The 16,432-nt window shown below is 68.9% G+C and carries 12 protein-coding genes and 1 pseudogene; 5 read left to right on the forward strand and 8 right to left on the reverse strand.

Annotated features, from left to right (window positions below; translation table 11 throughout):
* The first annotated feature begins 5 nt into the window (after window positions 1-5).
* Window positions 6-2,119 (forward strand): annotated as a pseudogene (locus ACF059_RS08850) (UvrD-helicase domain-containing protein).
* A 12-nt stretch (window positions 2,120-2,131) separates the two neighbouring features.
* On the opposite strand, the gene ACF059_RS08855 reads toward ACF059_RS08850, so the two are convergent.
* From ACF059_RS08855 to ACF059_RS08870, 4 genes are all read right to left on the reverse strand, one after another.
* Window positions 2,132-3,793: an N-6 DNA methylase gene (locus tag ACF059_RS08855; protein ID WP_392053468.1), complete on the reverse strand. Its 1,662-nt coding sequence runs from the start codon at window positions 3,791-3,793 to the stop codon at window positions 2,132-2,134.
* A gap of 118 nt (window positions 3,794-3,911) precedes the next feature.
* Complete coding sequence (locus ACF059_RS08860) at window positions 3,912-4,271, reverse strand: DNA-binding protein (RefSeq protein ID WP_392053471.1); 360 nt, start codon at window positions 4,269-4,271, stop codon at window positions 3,912-3,914.
* A gap of 791 nt (window positions 4,272-5,062) precedes the next feature.
* Window positions 5,063-6,202 carry an aromatic acid exporter family protein gene (locus tag ACF059_RS08865; protein ID WP_392053474.1) on the reverse strand — a complete coding sequence of 380 codons (1,140 nt, stop codon included), beginning with the start codon at window positions 6,200-6,202 and terminating at the stop codon, window positions 5,063-5,065.
* A 70-nt stretch (window positions 6,203-6,272) separates the two neighbouring features.
* Window positions 6,273-6,677 (reverse strand): DUF1622 domain-containing protein, encoded by a 405-nt coding sequence (locus ACF059_RS08870; protein WP_392053477.1) that lies wholly within the window; start codon window positions 6,675-6,677, stop codon window positions 6,273-6,275.
* A gap of 89 nt (window positions 6,678-6,766) precedes the next feature.
* Here ACF059_RS08870 and ACF059_RS08875 point away from each other — a divergent pair, with 89 nt between their 5' ends.
* The gene (locus tag ACF059_RS08875; RefSeq protein WP_392053480.1) at window positions 6,767-7,798 is read left to right on the forward strand and encodes a magnesium and cobalt transport protein CorA; all 1,032 of its coding nucleotides are present in this window, start codon (window positions 6,767-6,769) and stop codon (window positions 7,796-7,798) included.
* A gap of 785 nt (window positions 7,799-8,583) precedes the next feature.
* Here ACF059_RS08875 and ACF059_RS08880 read toward each other — a convergent pair.
* Both ACF059_RS08880 and ACF059_RS08885 read right to left on the reverse strand, forming a co-directional pair.
* Complete coding sequence (locus ACF059_RS08880; protein ID WP_392056535.1) at window positions 8,584-9,873, reverse strand: cation:proton antiporter; 1,290 nt, start codon at window positions 9,871-9,873, stop codon at window positions 8,584-8,586.
* A gap of 179 nt (window positions 9,874-10,052) precedes the next feature.
* A complete protein-coding gene (locus ACF059_RS08885; protein WP_392053483.1) occupies window positions 10,053-10,427 on the reverse strand; it encodes a VOC family protein in 375 nt (124 codons plus the stop codon).
* A 142-nt stretch (window positions 10,428-10,569) separates the two neighbouring features.
* On the opposite strand from ACF059_RS08885, the gene mscL reads away from it, so the two are divergent.
* On the forward strand, window positions 10,570-11,046 hold the full coding sequence (gene mscL, locus ACF059_RS08890) for a large conductance mechanosensitive channel protein MscL (protein WP_366868051.1): 477 nt from the start codon (window positions 10,570-10,572) through the stop codon (window positions 11,044-11,046).
* A gap of 421 nt (window positions 11,047-11,467) precedes the next feature.
* Here the strand turns inward: mscL and ACF059_RS08895 are convergent, their stop codons facing one another.
* Entirely contained in the window at window positions 11,468-12,586 is a 1,119-nt protein-coding gene (locus ACF059_RS08895; protein ID WP_392053486.1) for a fatty acid desaturase family protein, read from the reverse strand.
* A 7-nt stretch (window positions 12,587-12,593) separates the two neighbouring features.
* Window positions 12,594-13,658 carry a ferredoxin reductase gene (locus tag ACF059_RS08900; protein WP_392053488.1) on the reverse strand — a complete coding sequence of 355 codons (1,065 nt, stop codon included), beginning with the start codon at window positions 13,656-13,658 and terminating at the stop codon, window positions 12,594-12,596.
* 86 nt (window positions 13,659-13,744) lie between these two features.
* Here ACF059_RS08900 and ACF059_RS08905 point away from each other — a divergent pair, with 86 nt between their 5' ends.
* On the forward strand, window positions 13,745-14,884 hold the full coding sequence (locus ACF059_RS08905) for a PucR family transcriptional regulator (protein ID WP_392053492.1): 1,140 nt from the start codon (window positions 13,745-13,747) through the stop codon (window positions 14,882-14,884).
* Between the two features lie 305 nt (window positions 14,885-15,189).
* Window positions 15,190-16,425: a PP2C family protein-serine/threonine phosphatase gene (locus tag ACF059_RS08910; RefSeq protein WP_392056538.1), complete on the forward strand. Its 1,236-nt coding sequence runs from the start codon at window positions 15,190-15,192 to the stop codon at window positions 16,423-16,425.
* Window positions 16,426-16,432 lie beyond the last annotated feature (7 nt).

Genomic DNA, 16,432 nt, shown 5'->3' on the forward strand with positions numbered 1-16,432 from the left:
CCACCGTGCCCCAGCTCGCCTTCGCGAACAGCTTCTGGGAGAGCTACGACGTGCTGGAGAAGCCCGTCAAAGCCGGAGTGCGCAAGGCGATGACCAAGTTCCAACAGCTCACCGTCGCGGAACTGCACGCCGACAAGGGGCTTCACCTGGAGTCGGTGGACAAGGCGCGCGATCCACGGATGAGGACCATCCGGATCAACGACTTCTGGCGCGGAGTGGTCCTCGCCCCGAACGACGGCAGCGATGTCTTCCTCCTCATCAACGTCGTGCCGCACGACGGCGCCTACAGCTGGGCGGCCAAGCGGCTCTACACGGTCAACACCGCCACCCGCGGCCTGGAGGTCCGCAACGTCGTCGCCATCGAGCAACTGACGCCGGCCCTGGAGGCGGCGGCGGCCACGGCCCCCGCCCTGCTCTTCGCCTCCCACTCGGACACCGTGCTGCGGGAACTCGGCATCGACGCGCAGGTGTTGCGTGCCGTGCGCACGATCACGGACCAGGCCCAGCTGGACGCGTTCGGCACCCTGCTCGAAGTCCTCCAGTACCTCGCGGAGGGCTTCAGCCCCGAAGAGGTCTACCGCGACGTCGTCACCGCACGGCGGCCCGCCGACGCGTCGGCGATCCTCCACACCAGAAGCCGCATCACACTCGTGACCGGGCCGGACGAGCTGGCCGAGATCCTGGAGAAGCCCTTCGCGGCCTGGCGGGTCTTCCTCCACCCCTCCCAGCGGCGCGTCGCCTACCGCGTGTCCTACGGCGGACCGGCGCAGGTGACCGGAGGCCCGGGCACGGGCAAGACTGTCGTCGCCCTGCATCGCGTCAAGCACCTGTTGTCCCGCTCCGAGGACAGCCGGGTCCTGCTCACCACGTACACCAACGCTCTCGCGGCGAGCCTGCGCGAGAACCTCGCCCTGCTGCTCGACGGCGATGAGGCGCTGCTTCGCAGGGTCGACGTGACGACAGTGAACGCCTACGCGCACCGAGCCCTTCAGGCAGCCGGCGGCCGGACTCTGTCCCTCGTCGGAGACCGTGAGGAGCAGCAGATCTGGCAGCGGGTCGGCAAACGCCTCGGCCTTCCGTGGCCGGAGCAGTTCCTCGCCCAGGAATATCGCCACGTCGTACTCGCCCAGGACATCGGCACGCTCGACGCCTACCGGGGCGCGGTGCGCAGAGGACGCGGCTCGGCGCTGCCCGTAGCCCAGCGAGAGCGGGTCTGGGAGGCGGTCGAGTTCTTCCGGGCCGAACTTGCTGCCCGAGGCGGCCGCACCCACCTCAATGTCTGCGCCCAGGCGGCACGGCTGCTGGAAGGGAAGGTCGCTTCGGACGGCCACGACTACGACCACGTGGTCGTCGATGAGGCGCAGGACCTGCATCCAGCCCAATGGCGGGTGCTGCGGGCAGCTGTGGGCCGTGGACCCGACGACCTCTTCATCACCGGTGACCCCCATCAGCGGATCTACGATTCCAGGGTCTCCCTGGCCTCACTGGGCATCACGGTGACCGGCCGGAGCGGTCGGCTGCGGATCAACTACCGCAGTACGGAGGAGATCCTCGGCTGGTCCACCGGCATTCTGAAGGAGATGGACGTCGAGGATCTCGGGGGCGACGGTGCGGACAGCCTCCTCGGTTACCGCTCACTGCTCCACGGAGGACGCCCTCACGTCAGAGGTCATGCTTCCGAGCAGGTCGAAGTGGACGCGATCGTCGAGCGGATCGAGGAGTGGATCGGCCAAGGCATGCGCCCCGAGGAGATCGGGGTGTGCGCCCGCTTCCACCTGCTCCTGGACAAGGTGTACGACAGGCTCGCGGCTCGGGGTATTCCCGTGGTCCGAGTCAAGGAGGGACCGGGGGCGGGAACGGCAGGGGTGCGCCTCGCGACGATGCACGCGATGAAGGGGCTGGAGTTTCGTGGCGTCGGTGTACTCGGGGTTTCGGACGGCGCACTCCCGTTCGCCCGTGAGGTCACCGCGGCCGCGACGGACAGGCTGCAGAACGAGGCCGATCTGCTGCGTGAGCGGTGCCTGCTCTTCGTCGCCTGCACACGGGCCAGGGAAGCATTGCACGTGTCTGGAGCGGAAAGCCCAGCCCGTTCGTGCCCCTGCCTTCCGAACTCCCCTGACCGGCCGACGGGTCACTCGCCGGAATCGTCCGCAGGAGGCGCAAGGGCTCCGTTAGTCAGCCCCTCCCGGGCCAGAGCGGCTGCCTCCTTCCCCAGTTCGGCCAGACTCGCGACGCGTTCCTCGAACTCTTGGAGAGAACGGAAGACGGCTCCGTAGCGACGCTGGTCGGCGACCGCCATCTGCGGGATGCGGGCCGCCCGCGCGTCCACACGGTGCGTTCCGCTGGTACTGGTCGAGCGGCGGACGTTGGACGCGCTCTGAAGAAAGCCGCGCAGGTAGTCCGTATCGAGTTGAGGACTCAGGGATTTGGGGCCGCCGGCGCCCGCCTCGATCAGTCCCGCTCGGGACAGATCCGCGAGGCTGACCGTGGCTGTGTCCAGAGAGTCTTCTCCCGCCGTTTCCCGCAAGGCCGGCAGGAGTGCGCCCAGCGCTTGGAGCTGCTGCTCGATCTCTTCGCGCAGGGACCAGTACTCCGCCCGGAAGTCCTGGGTGGAACGGTGGATGTGAAGGTTCGGCGTGAGGTCCACGGTCTCGTCGAGGAGGTCGATGAGGGGGATGTCGGCGACCTGGTCGCTGGTGGGTTCTAGTGGTCCGTCCGGATCGTTGCCCGTCAGGTCGACCATGCGGACGTGTGACGGAGTCGTGTCGTCCGGTTTCGGGCGGCGGAGGATCCAGAGCAGTACGGGGACGGAGTGCGAGGAGGCGACTCCACCCGGTAGCGCGATGACGTGGGCGAGGATTCCCCGCCGTACGAGTTCCGCCCGGATCCGGCGTCCAGCCTTGCGGTAGGCCACGGATGACGGCATGACGATCACCGTGCGGCCGCCAGGGGCGGTGTGGGCGTAACAGTGCTGGAGCCAGGCGAGCTCCCCCTCCGCCTTGGAGGGGGTGCCAAGCTCCCATCGTGCGTCGAGGAGCAGTTCCTCGCGCCCCCAGTCCGGGCCGACGGCGGGAGGCTCGCACACGACGAGGTCGGCGCGGAGCGAGGGCCAGGCATCCGCCCGCAGCGAGTCACCCGCTTGGATCACCGCATCGGCTCGGCCGCTCAACTTGGCTCGGAGTTCCGCGAACCGTGCTGCTGCGGGGTCGATCTCCTGCCCGCGAATGACCGTACTGCCGTCGTCCCCCGCAACCATGAGAAGGACCCCGATCCCGCAGGCGGGATCGAAGACGGTGGTGCCCTTGGGCAAAGGGCCCACAAAGTGAGCGACCGCCCGGGCGATCCTCGCCGAGGTCACCTGATCCGAGCCGCTGCGACGCGCCGAATCCTGAAAGCGTTCGACGAGTCCGTCGGCCACGTCGGTTGGTGTGGTGCTCTGTGCTGACGAGGCGACGATCGCAGCCGCTGCGGAGTCGAGACCAGACGGATTTCCCGTCGAAAGGAATGCTGCGACCGAAGACAGGCCGCTGATCATGTCATCGCCGAACGACGCGCGGAGCGCCTGCCAGAGCCGGACTTCGTCGGAGACGTCATGGCTCTTCCGCTGGTTCGCGAGCCATGCCCGTACATCGGTAAGGGAAAACAGAGGTGTGCCTGAACTGCCTCCCGCCGGGGCGGGGAAGTCCTTGTGGCGGCGTCTCCAGTTCGACACAGCGGCTCGTGTCACGCCCGCGATGCGAGCGATCTCGGCCCCGGTGATCAAAGGGTCTACTGCACCCGCGTCATCCCTCATACGGAAACCGTACACGCCATTGCAGACACGCGGTAAGTGTTGGGCGTTGACGTCGTCAACGTGTTCATCTGGGACGGAAGTCATCCGCTTGTGCAGAGAACGTGAGCGGCGGTGGGATTCAGACCTTCATGACGGTGGCGTGCCCGCGGCAAAGCGCTGTGAGGTCCTCAGGATCGGAAGTAAGGATCGTGGCCGGCCCTGGTGAGGCCAATGCGGTGGCGGCGAGTGTGGCGTCGATGGCGTACTTGTGGCCGTGCGGGCCGGCGTCGGCGAGCAGGATGGCGGCGTGGCGGGCGATCGGCTCGGTGATCGGTTCCACGATCAGGCGGGAGAGTGTCCACTCCAGGGCCGGGCGGTTGATGCGGGGGTGGGCCACTTCGACCAAGGCGGCTGCCGAGGTGATCACACGGAGGTCGTCGGTGCGGGCCAGGGCGAGCCGGGCGTGACCGTTTGGCGGGCAGGCGGCCGAGGCGGTCACTTGAAGGTCGGCGTCACAAGCGGCTGCGAGCGGCTTGCGGACCTCGTGGTCGCGTTGTGCAGTCTCGGCGAGCCTTCGCCGTCCGGCGAAAAGATCACGCTCGCGAGCTCGCCCCGCTTGGTGGCGGCCTCCGGGCCGTCGAGGGGCAGTACGCGTGCGTCGAAAGGTCGCGCGTAGCGCCCATGGCGCACGTAGTGCACATGGATCTTGAGTCCGTTTTGCGCACCACGTGTCTCTGACCTGCGGTTTTCATTAACCTGTTTTTGGCTCTACATGTTTTCGATGACGCACCACGTCGAGTGCGTGGCGATCCTGGAGCCGGTGGCAAAGGGCCTCTGACCTGCAGGTCAGGGCGGTGTGCGTTATAGGTGTTGTGTGCGTTACGGGCGATATCTTGACGCTCGTGACGCACGTTTGACGCACGCCGTCGACGATGCCTGACGAGTCGTCAGGTGCGTGAAGGGTGCCTCTCCCGGGAGATTACGATCTTGCTGCGGGCGCCCTTCCGTGGGGTGGCGACCAAGTGGGTCGGCGCCTGCCCCGCGCTGGCACCCCTACGCCCCCCAGCGTCAAAGATGCCGAGAGATCGCCCGCTCACGCAGGGTGCCCGACCTTGCCCCTCCACGGGCACCTCTTTCATGACGCTCTCCCCGTACGAGGATGAGCGCCGCCTCGGGGCGAGGGCGCCCCGCGAGGTGCTGTGACGGCCCCACTTCGCCGACTCCGGCCGCCCGTATGCGGCCGGCCCAGACGTAGATCCCCGGGCCGGATGGTTCACTCAGGATTTGGGGTCAGGTTTCGTGGCCCGAGCGGAGTTCGGCCAGCAGGCGGCCGATGTCCGTGAGGACGGTTCCCTGGAGGGTGTGTACCGCCGGCGTGGCATCAGCGGCTGCGCGCTCCTGCTGTTCTACTCGGTCGAGTTCTGCCCCCGCGTCGGCGATCAGGCCGTCCAGGTGCCGGGAGTCGGTGGGGGACGTCTGGCCGATCTCCTGCATCGCTGTGGCTGCCCTTCGCAGCAGCGTGCTGGAGGCGGTCCGGAAGGACGCCGGCAGGTTCTCGATTTCTCCGCTTTCGAGGGCGTAGTCGACGGTGCGGGTCAGGGAGCGCAGGTGGTCCATGGCGCGTTCGGCGACGGTGACGGCGTCACGGGCACGGGGCAGGGCAGCCTCGGCGCTGTCGACGGCGCGACGGGGGTGGAGGCGGCTGTTCTCGATCTCGCTGTCGATGCTGGTCCGGATGCGTTCGCATTCGGCGGCGAGTTTGTGCCAGTCACGGCGCCAGTGCCGGATGCGCTGGGTGTCGGGGTCGTTCCCTTCGAAGATCTCGGCCAAGTCGTCGAGGCGGCGGCTCATCGCGGTGTACAGGTCGGCGACGGCCTGTTGCCGGTGATGGATATGGCGGGCGGGCGCCAGGACAAGGTGGGCCGTGAGACCGCATAGCGCACCGAGGGCCACCGAGGCGGCCAGGTGGCCGATGTAGTCGATGCGTCCCTGGCCGGAGGAGAACGCGAAGAAGCCGACGATGGCGACCTGGGTGCCCTGTTCGCCGAACCGCTCGATCCTTCCCAGGCAGAGCGCGATCAGGGTGAGGAGTCCGAACGTCCAACCGTGAATCCCCGCCGTGGCAGCCAGGGAGGCCGCGAGTGCGGCGCCCACCGCCATCGCCAGCAGATACTGGACGCAGTCGCGCACCGAGCGGTACACGGTGGCCTGCAGGGCAACCAGGGCGGTGAACGGTGCGAACGTGGAAACGGTCGGCGGCAGCAGATAGCGGGCGATCACCCACGCGGCCATGGCCGCGACCACGGATTTGGCGCCGAGGATGAGATCGTCACGCTCGCTGCCCGGGCCCCGTGCGGCCCGCCGCAGGTATTCGATTCTTCCGGCAGCGGCCGCTCGTACCCGGCTGCGTCTCTCGCCCGGTCTGGGCACAGTCGATCACCTCGCCAGAGCGTGTTCCCCTCGGGCCGAGATCAAACGTCGGCGGCGCGGAGTGGGATGGTCAGGCGGCCGTGGGCCGGGGTACGGGCTCCTTCTGGTCACGCTCGATCTCGGCGCGTTCCTGCGCGATCTCCCGGGTGAGGAAGAAGTTCAGGACGGTGCGGATGGCGGCGATGGCCGCGAGCTGGCCGATTTCGGTGAAGCTGGGGGCGACCGCCGTGCGCAGGACGTCGCCCGCCAGCTGGAATTCCAGTCCCAGGACGAGGAAACGGCCGAGGCTGAGGCGGATCTTGTTGAACTCGCCGATGAGGGAACGTCGTCGCAGGCCGGTCGTGGCAAACCGGGCGAAGGCCCAGATGGCGCCGACGAAGATGATCAGCGCACCAGCGGCCTCGATGAGGTGGACCAGCCATCCGATCATCTCCCGCACTCCCGACTCGGACACCAGCTCACCTGACATGTTCATGGGCCCGCTTCTACCCGCGGTTGTGTGCCTACACGGTACGGGGCGGTGTCTCTTGCCACACGCGGCGGACGTACGAGAAGCGGCTGGGGGTGCATGAAACGGGGCTGGTGAAGCATGCGCGGAGGATGGAATGCGTGATATATGAGCAGGACTCGGGCCGGTCGGAGCATATGGAGTGTGAACTCCCGGACGATGCCTGCCAGTCGGCCCTCAAGCGGCTGCCCGACCTCAGCGACGGCGAGTTCGCCTGGATTCGGCTGACGGATCCCGCCGAGGGGGAACTCGTCCAGCTCACCGAGGAGCTGGGCCTGCACCCGCTGGCCGTCGAGGACGCGATGCACGGACAACAGCGTCCGAAACGCGAGCGATTCGGCGACGTGCTGGCCGTCGCGCTGAAGACCCTCCGATATGTGGAAGAAGAGACAGCGGTGGAGACCGGCGACATCATGATCTTCGCCGGACCTCACAGCGTTCTCACCGTGAGCCACGGACCGATCGACCCCTGCGCCGAGGCCGCGCGCAGGCTCGACGCAGACCCGGACATGCTGCGCCTGGGTCCCTGGGCTGTCCTGCACGCCGTGCTGGACGTCGCTGTCGACGCGTACAGCGACGCCGCCCGCACGGTCCGTGCCACGCTGAACCGGCTCGAAGACGAGGTGTTCTCGACTTCCCGCGTCGACCACACCCAAAGCATCTACTCCCTCAAACGGGAAGTCCGTGAGTTCCGGGACGCCGTGCAGCCGCTCGTCCCGGTGGTCCAGAGCCTCCTGAGCGGCCCGGGCGCGGAGGAACAGCCGCCGAAGATCGCGCCGTATCTCCGGGACGTCGCCGATCACCTGCACCGCACGGACATCGAGGTGCGGACACTGGACGAGCTGCTGGACTCAGTCCTCGGGGCTCAGCAGGCGCGTGTGGGCACCTGGCAGAACGACGACATGCGGCGTATCTCCGCGTGGGCGGCGATCTTCGCGATTCCCACGATGGTCGCCGGCGTCTACGGCATGAACTTCGAGCACATGCCCGAGCTCGGCTGGACCTACGGCTACCCCCTCGCTGTGGGCCTCATGGCGCTCGCGTCAGGCGCCCTCTACCGGGCCTTCCGCCGCAACGGCTGGTTGTAGCGCACCGCGGCCGGGTGCTCGCCCCGGCCGCGGTGGCCCCGGTCTCCGCCTCTCGGGGAAGTCCCGGGTTCTCACGTGCCCTCGCTGACATGAGCGGCGCCGCGATGGAAAGCCGCCAGGTATGACACACACATCGAAGCCAGACTCCCGCGGGGACGACAAACGCGGTGAATCCGGCCGCGAGAGGCCGGCGGGACCCGGCCCGCAGGTGGAAGAGCAGGCCCGGATCAGCTCACCGAGCTGCCGAAACGGTCGTGGAAGGCGGTGCTGCGCGGCACCGTGAGCTTTCGGGCCCTCGAACGTGCGACCCAGCCTTCTCTGACCGCGGACGGGCTGCAACTGATCGTCCATCTGGGCTCTCTCGAGTGCGCCGACTCCACGCTGCTCGGCCTACTCCTGGCAGCACGCGCCCGAACAAGCCTCCACGTTGTCGCCCCCTCGGCCCCTCCCCGGACCGCCGTATGAGCGGCACAGGCATTCGCGACGCCCTTCGCCCCCACGGCAACCTCACAGCCGCGCGCACCGCCAATGCCGCCAACGGACCGTCAGAAACGGGCCCAGTTCCCCCGCCCGGCCAGAGCTGACAGCCCGCCGCTTCTACCTGACCACCCCGCTGACGTACAAGACCACCCTGCGTAGGCCCGGCTCGGCCGCTTGCCCGGTGATCTGCGACATCGCGCGGCTCGTCACCAGCTCCTCCACAGGGAACCCCCATGCTCCCAGCTCGACGGACGCAGCGGACCGAGCCGGACCCTGCGTGCGATGCAGCCAAGGCCCTGGACCGGTCAACCGAGGCGAGCCTGTCCGTCTGAGCTCGGCTCTCCTCCATCGGGGGCCGAGCGGTCGAGCCGGGCTGTAACGGGTGTGGCTGCGATGCCGTGCAGGACTGCAGAGAGCAGCACGGTGAAGGTCACCACGGCCCACAGCTCGCGGGCGGGGGCGGCGAAGTCTGCTTCGCCCAGTGCGTACGCGAGGTAGAAGAACGAGCCGATGCCTCGGATGCCGAACACCGCGATGGCGATGCGCTCCTTTCCCACGGCCGCGCCCCGCATCTGTACGGCCCAGCCGACGACCGGGCGGATCAGCAGGAAGAGCACGAGACCGAGAACGGCTCCGCGCCAGGTGAGTACGGCGAGGCCGCCGTCGGCGATGAAGCCGCCGACGAGGAAGAGGATGACGGCGGTGAGCAGCCTTTCGACCTGGTCGGTGAAGGCGTGCATGACACGGTGATACCGGTGGGCGCGCTCCGCGTTGCGGATCGTGCAGGCGGCGACGAACACGGCGAGGAAGCCGTAGCCGTGCAAGAGCTCGGTCAGCCCGTAGGCCGTGAAGGTCGCGGCCAGCGCGACGAAGCCCTCCCGGTGCTCGGAGAGCCGCAGTGCTCTCCAGGAGGCCTGGAAGAACATCCAGCCGAGGAGCCGCCCCACACCGAGCCCGACCACCAGTCCCACCACGCTGCGTACCAGGATGTCGCTCCATACCCAGTGCCAGAGCCCATCGGTGGACCAGCCTGTCGCAGAGGCTGTGGTCAATGCGATGGCCGCCAGGACGAAGGGGAAGGCCAAGCCGTCGTTGAGTCCGGCCTCGCTGGTGAGCGCGAAGCGGACTTCGTCCTCGTCGTCTTCGTCGTCGGTCGGCTCACCCACGCGTACTTCGGCGGCCAGCACCGGGTCCGTGGGAGCGAGGGCGGCCGCCACCAGCAGGGCCACGGCCGGCGGCCACCCCACCACCCACCCCGCGACGGCCGCGGTGACCAGGATCGTCAGCGGCATGGCCCAACCCAGCAGCCGCCACGTCGTCGACCAGGCCCTCCAGCCGGGCGGCCTGTTGATGGCCAGCCCCGCCCCCATCAACGCGACGACGACGCAGACCTCCGTGAGGTGCTCCACCACACCGCGGTGCCGGACGGGATCGAGCGCGGGAAGCGCGTCGAGCGGCAGCAGGAACACCAAGAACCCCGCTGCCAGGAACACCATGGGCAACGACAGGGGCCGCTTTGCCAGCGCGGTCGGGAGTACCGCCGCGCACAGAGCCCCCAGCCCCACACAGGCGTACACCACATCGATCCCCGTCAAACCCGGCAAGCCGAACCCCTTCCCGCACGAAACCGTCTCCGGGCCACCTACCCGATCTTGACCCGGGCTGCGCCTGAAGCGGTCCTCCCTCTTCGGCAACACCCTGCCCATCCCCGTGCCCGCCGAGGGGCCCGACGACCGGTTCGTCTACCTCTCCGACGTCCATCTCGGGCCGGCGGTCAGGCGCCCGGGAGGAAGAGGCAGAACAGGTGGCCGTGGGGGTCGCGCAGGACCCTTACCCTTTCCTGCGGTTGGTGTTCCTCCACGGTCGCGCCCAGCGCGCGGGCCCGCTCGATCTCCGCCTCCAGGTCGTCGACCTCGAGGTCCAGGTGCGCCTGCATCTGCTGGGTGCCGGAGCGCTGTGGCCACACGGGGGGCGTGTGGTCGGTCTCCAGCTGGAAGCTGAGGCCGGGGCGTTCCTTCTCCGGGGCGCGCAGGCGTACCCACTGCGGCTCCCGCTCGACCTCTACCCAGCCGAGGAGGGCCCGGTAGAAGTCGGCCAGGGCGGGCGGATCGGGAGTGCCGAGAACGAAGGCACCGAGCGTCGTCGTCATGCTCCTCCCCCTGCCCAGGCAGCGGCCTCTCATACGGGCACCGGTTCAGGTCGCACGAAAGGGCAGGGGTGCGGGGTCCCTCGGCGGGAAGACGGTCACGCGTGGCTTTGTGCCCGCACGTCGGCTAAGAGGAGGAGCAGGGATGTTGGTGAAGGGCTTGAAGGGTTTCCGTGGCTTCATACTCCGCGGGAACGTGGTCGATTTGGCGGTCGGCATCGTGATCGGAGCCGCATTCACCGCCGTGGTCAACGGCTTCGTGAAGGCGTTCCTCACCCCGCTGGTCGGTCTGGCAGCCGGTGTACGGGGCAACTTCACATCCCGGACCTTCAAGGTCGCGGGCACGGACTTCCCGTACGGCGGCTTCATCGACGCAGCCATCAGTTTCGCCCTGGTCGCCGCCGCCCTCTACTTCCTCGTCGTCCTTCCGGTGAACAAGCTCCACGAGCGGTTCGCACCGCACCAGGACATCCAGGCCGACAAAAGGGACTGCCCCGCCTGCCTGAGCCCGGTCCCCGTCCGCGCACGGCGCTGCGCGCACTGCACAGAGGAGCTCACTCCCGGCCCGGAGGCACCGCAGTACCCGCATGAAGCGGCCGCGCATCCGCGCGAGCGGGCGTAGGGCACCTGCCGATCCGACGGAGGGCCTCCCGCAGTCGCCCCTTCCTGCTCCTGGCCGCGGCCTTCACCCTCTCCGACTTCGCCACGTACTGTCGTCATGAGCCTCATCCCGCTCCTCCCCTGGCGAGGCGCGAACGCGGCAACCGCCGCCTGGGCCCTCGCACTCGGCGGCGCCGGCCAGACCCTCGGCCGCACCCTCTACACAGGCCTGTCAACCCGGACGTCCGTCACGACCCGTACGGTCACCTCATTACCCTCGGCGGCGTGACCACGGCAGCGCTGGCCCTCATCCCGGGCCGCATGCCTCTCTACGCACCACGTGGAGTGCGTCGCCATCCTTGAGCCCCTTGGAAAGGGCCTCTGACCTGCGGGTTCGGGCGGTGTGTGTGATGTGGTCCGTTCGGGTCTGAACCGGTCGGGAATCAGGCCGCGACGAGTTGCTGCTCGCGGTCCGGCGTTTTGGCCTTGGGCTTCTTGTTCGGCAGTGAGAGCCGGAAGACCTTGTGCCAGGCGGAGAACACCTGCTTGGGAAGCGGGCCGGTGACGTACTCCAGCTCGTACTTCTCGAACAGCGCGCGCACCTTCACCGCGACCTCGGCGTACCGGTTGCTGGGCAGGTCCGGGAACAGGTGGTGCTCGATCTGGTGCGACAGGTTGCCGGTCATGAAGTGCATGGCTTTGCTGCCGCTGATGTTCGCCGAGCCCATCATCTGGCGCAGGTACCACTGGCCGCGCGTCTCGCCCTTGATCGACCGGCGCTCGAAGACCTGGACGCCCTCGGGGAAGTGCCCGCACATGATCACCGAGTGGGTCCAGAGGTTGCGGACCAGGTTCGCGGTGAACGTGGCGGCGAGCGTGGTGAGGAACGAGGGGCCCGACAGCAGGGGGTGGATCACGTAGTCCTTGAGCACCTGCTTGCGGATCTTGCGGCCCACGGCCCTGGCCCGCGCGCGGAACTCCGGGGTGTTGCGGCGGCGCTTGTGCAGGTTCTTGCCGAGTTCCAGGTCGTATGCCGCGATGCCGTACTCGAAGAAGCAGGCGTTGAGGAAGTTCCACAGCGGCTGGCCGAGGTGGAACGGGTGCCACTTCTGGTCCTCGTCGACGCGCATGATGCCGTAGCCGAGGTCGTTGTCCTTGCCGATCACGTTGGTGTAGACGTGGTGCAGCTCGTTGTGGGAGTGCTTCCACTGCTCGGCCGGCGAGACGTGGTCCCAGTCCCAGGTGGTGGAGTGGATCTTCGGGTCCCGCATCCAGTCCCACTGGCCGTGCAGGATGTTGTGGCCGATCTCCATGTTGTCCATGATCTTCGCCACGGACAGACCGGCGGTGCCGATCAGCCACGCGGGCGGGAAGATCGAGAACAGCAGCACACCCCTGCTGACCAGCTCGAGCCTGCGCTGCGCCGCGATGACCTTACGGATGTAGGCGGCGTCCTTCTCGCCGCGGCCGGCGATCACCTCGTCGCGGATCGCGTCCAGCTCGCGGCCGAGCTCCTCGATCTGCTCCGCGGTCAGGTGGGCGGTGGGGTCGATGGCGGTCAAAGTGCTCCTACCGTTCGATGTCGCAGGGGCCCGCCGCGGCGGACACGCAGGTCTGGATGAGGACGCCCGGCTCGGCTTCGGTGATCTCACCGGTACGCAGGTCGCGGACGGCGCCCGCCTTGAGCGGTGTGACGCAGCCGAAGCAGATGCCCATGCGGCACCCGGACGGCATCAGCACGCCGGCCTCCTCGCCGACGTCCAGCAACGGCGTGGCGCCGTCCGCGTCGACGGTTTTTCCGGTGGTGCTGAATGTGACCTCGCCGCCGCCGCCGCTGTTGCCGGCGACGCCGATGCCGGGGCGGAAGCGTTCGGTGTGCAGGCGCTCCGGGACTCCGTACTGGGCCCAGTGATCTTCGGCGGCGTCGAGCAGGCCGGCGGGGCCGCAGGCCCAGGTCTCGCGCTCGGCCCAGTCGGGCACGAGTTCGGCGAGACGGGCGACGTCCAGCGTTCCGTCCGTGTCGGTGTGCAGCTCGGTGAGACGCAGCTCCTCGTCCGCGACCAGGTCGTGCAGATCCTTGCGGAAGATCACGTCTTGCGGCCGTGGCGCGGAGTGGACCATGACGACGTCGTCGAGTGCGATGTCGCGGAGCATGCCCATCACGGGCGTGATGCCGCTGCCGGCCGTCAGGTAGAGCACCTTGGCGGGCTTGGCCTGCGGCAGTACGAAGTCACCGGTCGCCTGGTCGAGCTGGATCAGTGTGCCCGGTTTCGCGCTGCGGACCAGGTGGTTGCTGACCTTGCCGTCCGGGATCGCCTTGACGGTGATCGTGATGCGGCCGTCCTGGCGGTTCGTCGGCGAGGTGATCGAGTAGGCACGCCACAGGCGCACCCCGTCGACGTCGACCCCGATCCGCACGTACTGCCCGGCCCTGTGGCCGCGCCAGCCCCGTCCCGGCCTGATCACGACGGTCGCGGCGTCACCCGTCTCCGGATGCACGGCCTCGATGCGCCCGCGCAGGTCAGCGCCCGCACGCAGCGGGCTGACCAGGTCGAGGTAGTCCGACGGCAGCAGCGGTGTCGTGACCATCTCCAGCAGTTTCCACGCCCTACTGCGGAGGGCTGCACTCGTCATGGCTCCAGCTTGGTGCGCCTCAGAGCGTAAAGTCCTGTCCGTAGGACGTGAAAATGATCGGTTGAATTGTTCGCAGGGAACAAAACATGAGCCATGCAGTCCGAAGGGCCACCGAACTGGCCTTGGACGAGGCCACGGTCACCGCACTGCGGGCCGCGCTGAAGACCACCGCCGACGAGGTCGTCCAGGCGATCATCGACGAGGTCCCTCCCTACGCCAACGCCCTCTCGGGCCGCATGGGCGCCACCATCCGCCGAGCCGTCCGCACCGCCTTGGGGCACTACCTGAACCTCGCCAGCGGCAACGCCACGGGCGGCGACGCCGGTGACGCGGCCTACGAGCTGGGCCGCGGCGAGGTGCGCGACGGCCGTTCGATGGACGCCCTCCTCAGCGCCTACCGCGTCGGTGCCCGCGTGGCCTGGCGATGCCTGGCCGCGGGCGCCGTCCCCGCAGGGCTCCCCGCCGCCGACGTCGCCAAGTTCGCCGAGCTGACCTTCGCCTACATCGACGAGCTATCCGCCGCGAGCGCCGCGGGCCACGCCGACGAACTCGCCGCGCGGGGCCGGGCCCACGAGCGCCACCTGGAACAACTGGCCCGCGACCTCCTCTCCGGCGCGAGCCCGGACGTGCTCCTCGCCGCTGCCGGGCGGGCCGGGTGGCAGCCTCCGGTTTCGCTGACCGCAGTCCTGCTGCCCGCCGCCCAGGCCCGGCCCGCCTACCGCGCGCTCGACCCGAGCACCCTCGTCCTCGACGATCTGCCGGACGCCTCCGGCGTGCTGCTCGTCCCCGATGCCGACCGGGCGCATCTCCTGAGGCGGCTGCCCGAGGGCACCGCCGTGGTCGGTCCGGCCCGGCCGTGGACCCGTGCCTCCGCCTCGTACGCACGAGCCGTCCGGGCGCGCGCCCTCACCTCCGACATCCGCGACACCGAGGATCATTTGCCCGAGCTGGTACTGAGCGCCGACGGGGACGCGTTCGCGGACCTGCGCGCCCGAGCCCTCGCACCGCTGCAGACCTTGCCCGTCTCGACCGCGCGGCGGATGGAGGAGACGTTGCGGGCGTGGCTGCTGCACCACGGCAGGCGGAACGAGATGGCGGCGGCGTTGTTCGTCCATCCCCAGACCGTCCGGTACCGGATGTCGCAGCTGAGGGAGCTGTTTCCGGATCTCGGGTCGCCGCAGCGGGTCCTTGAACTGACGCTCGCGGTCGGCCTTCGGGTCAGCTGACGCGTTCTTCGACCGTCCACGACCGCGTCCTCGAGGAGGGCGATCGCACTGGCCTCTGCGCTTCGGGCCCGGGAGCACATGCTCCCGGGCCCGTTCGCGCGTTCCGCAGACAGGCGGGATGACCGCAGGCGATCCGCTCTGCCGTGGTGCAATGTGAGCGGTCCGGGCGCCGGGTGTCGCCAGGGCGGGTGACTGGTGAGCGCACTATCGCTTCAGGTGGAGGGTCTGTGATCGCAGGAGCGCCAGTCGGGAAGGGTGGGCCTGATGATGGGTTCCGCGTGAAGGACGGTCGCGTGCGTGAGGGGATGACGCTCGCGGGCATGCTGGAGGCGGCGGAGGCCGCGCCGCCCGTGGAAGCCCTTGATGTGGTCGCGCGCATGCTCAAGGAGTGCATCGGGGCGGTGTCGGTGTCCTTCCTGATCACCGACTTCTCGGGTGGCTCGGTCGTACGGCTGGGCGCCGCGGGAAGCGTCGAGACGGGTGAGCGCGCCCAGCGCATCACGCTGCGGGGCACGCTGTACGACGACGTGATCCGCAGCCAGCGTCCGATGGTGCAGGACGAAGGCTCGGCGACGCTCGTACGGGTGGTCGCTCCGGTGACCAACCGCGGGGACGCCATCGGCCTCTTGGAACTGTTCCTGCCCGCGCCGCCGGACGCGGACATGATGCGGGAAATCGGTGAGACGGCGCATGCGCTGGCCTACATCGTGATCGCGAACCGCTCCTTCACCGACGTCTACCAATGGGGCCGGCGTACGCGCCCGCTCAATCTGGCCGCGGAGATCCAGCACCGGCTGCTCCCTGCGTCGCTGGCGTGCGAGGCCGCGCAGTTCGCGGTGGCCGGGGCGCTGGAACCCGCCGACCACGTCGGAGGCGACACCTTCGACTACGTGGTCGACCGGGACACCGTCCAGCTGTCCGTCACCGACGCCATGGGGCATGACGTCGCCGCTTCATTGCTGGCCACTCTGGTGGTGGGCGCACTGCGCCGGGCGCGGCGGGCCGGCGAGGGCCTACGGGAACAGGCTCGACAGGCCGACGAAGCCATGCGCGAGCACGGCCGTGAGGGCTACGTGACCGGTCAGCTGTTGCGGATCAGCCTGCTCGACGGGTCCACCGAGTTCATCAACGCGGGACACCCCTGGCCGCTGCGGCTGCGCGACGGCGAAGTGACACAGATCGTTCCGAAGATCGATCTGCCGTTCGGCATCCTCAGCCCCAGTGACTACCGGGTGCAGTCACTGGACCTGCGGCCCGGCGACCGACTGGTGATGCTGACGGACGGCATGCTGGAACGCAATGCCGACACCGTGGACCTGTCCAAGCTCATCGTCCGCACCCGCGACCTGCATCCCCGGGAAGCCGCCCGCACCCTCATCGGGGCGATCGTCGACGCCGGCGACGGGCATCTGGAGGACGACGCGACCGTCATGTGCCTGGACTGGCACGGCACCGCCCCGACCCAACGGGACGCCGCCACCGGCGCCGACCTCACCGACGCCTCACTCCCGGCAACCTCAGGGACCAGTCCCGAACGGTGACCCGCTC

Source organism: Streptomyces sp. NPDC016562, assembly GCF_043076955.1.
In the GTDB taxonomy this organism is placed as follows: domain Bacteria; phylum Actinomycetota; class Actinomycetes; order Streptomycetales; family Streptomycetaceae; genus Streptomyces.

Coding starts and splice junctions, on each gene's coding strand:
- ACF059_RS08855 (WP_392053468.1), bottom strand. CDS start 3,793: ATGAGGGATGACGCGGGTGCAGTAGACCCTTTGATCACCGGGGCCGAG.
- ACF059_RS08870 (WP_392053477.1), bottom strand. CDS start 6,677: ATGAACATGTCAGGTGAGCTGGTGTCCGAGTCGGGAGTGCGGGAGATG.
- ACF059_RS08885 (WP_392053483.1), bottom strand. CDS start 10,427: ATGACGACGACGCTCGGTGCCTTCGTTCTCGGCACTCCCGATCCGCCC.
- mscL (WP_366868051.1), top strand. CDS start 10,570: ATGTTGGTGAAGGGCTTGAAGGGTTTCCGTGGCTTCATACTCCGCGGG.
- ACF059_RS08900 (WP_392053488.1), bottom strand. CDS start 13,658: ATGACGAGTGCAGCCCTCCGCAGTAGGGCGTGGAAACTGCTGGAGATG.
- ACF059_RS08905 (WP_392053492.1), top strand. CDS start 13,745: ATGAGCCATGCAGTCCGAAGGGCCACCGAACTGGCCTTGGACGAGGCC.
- ACF059_RS08910 (WP_392056538.1), top strand. CDS start 15,190: ATGACGCTCGCGGGCATGCTGGAGGCGGCGGAGGCCGCGCCGCCCGTG.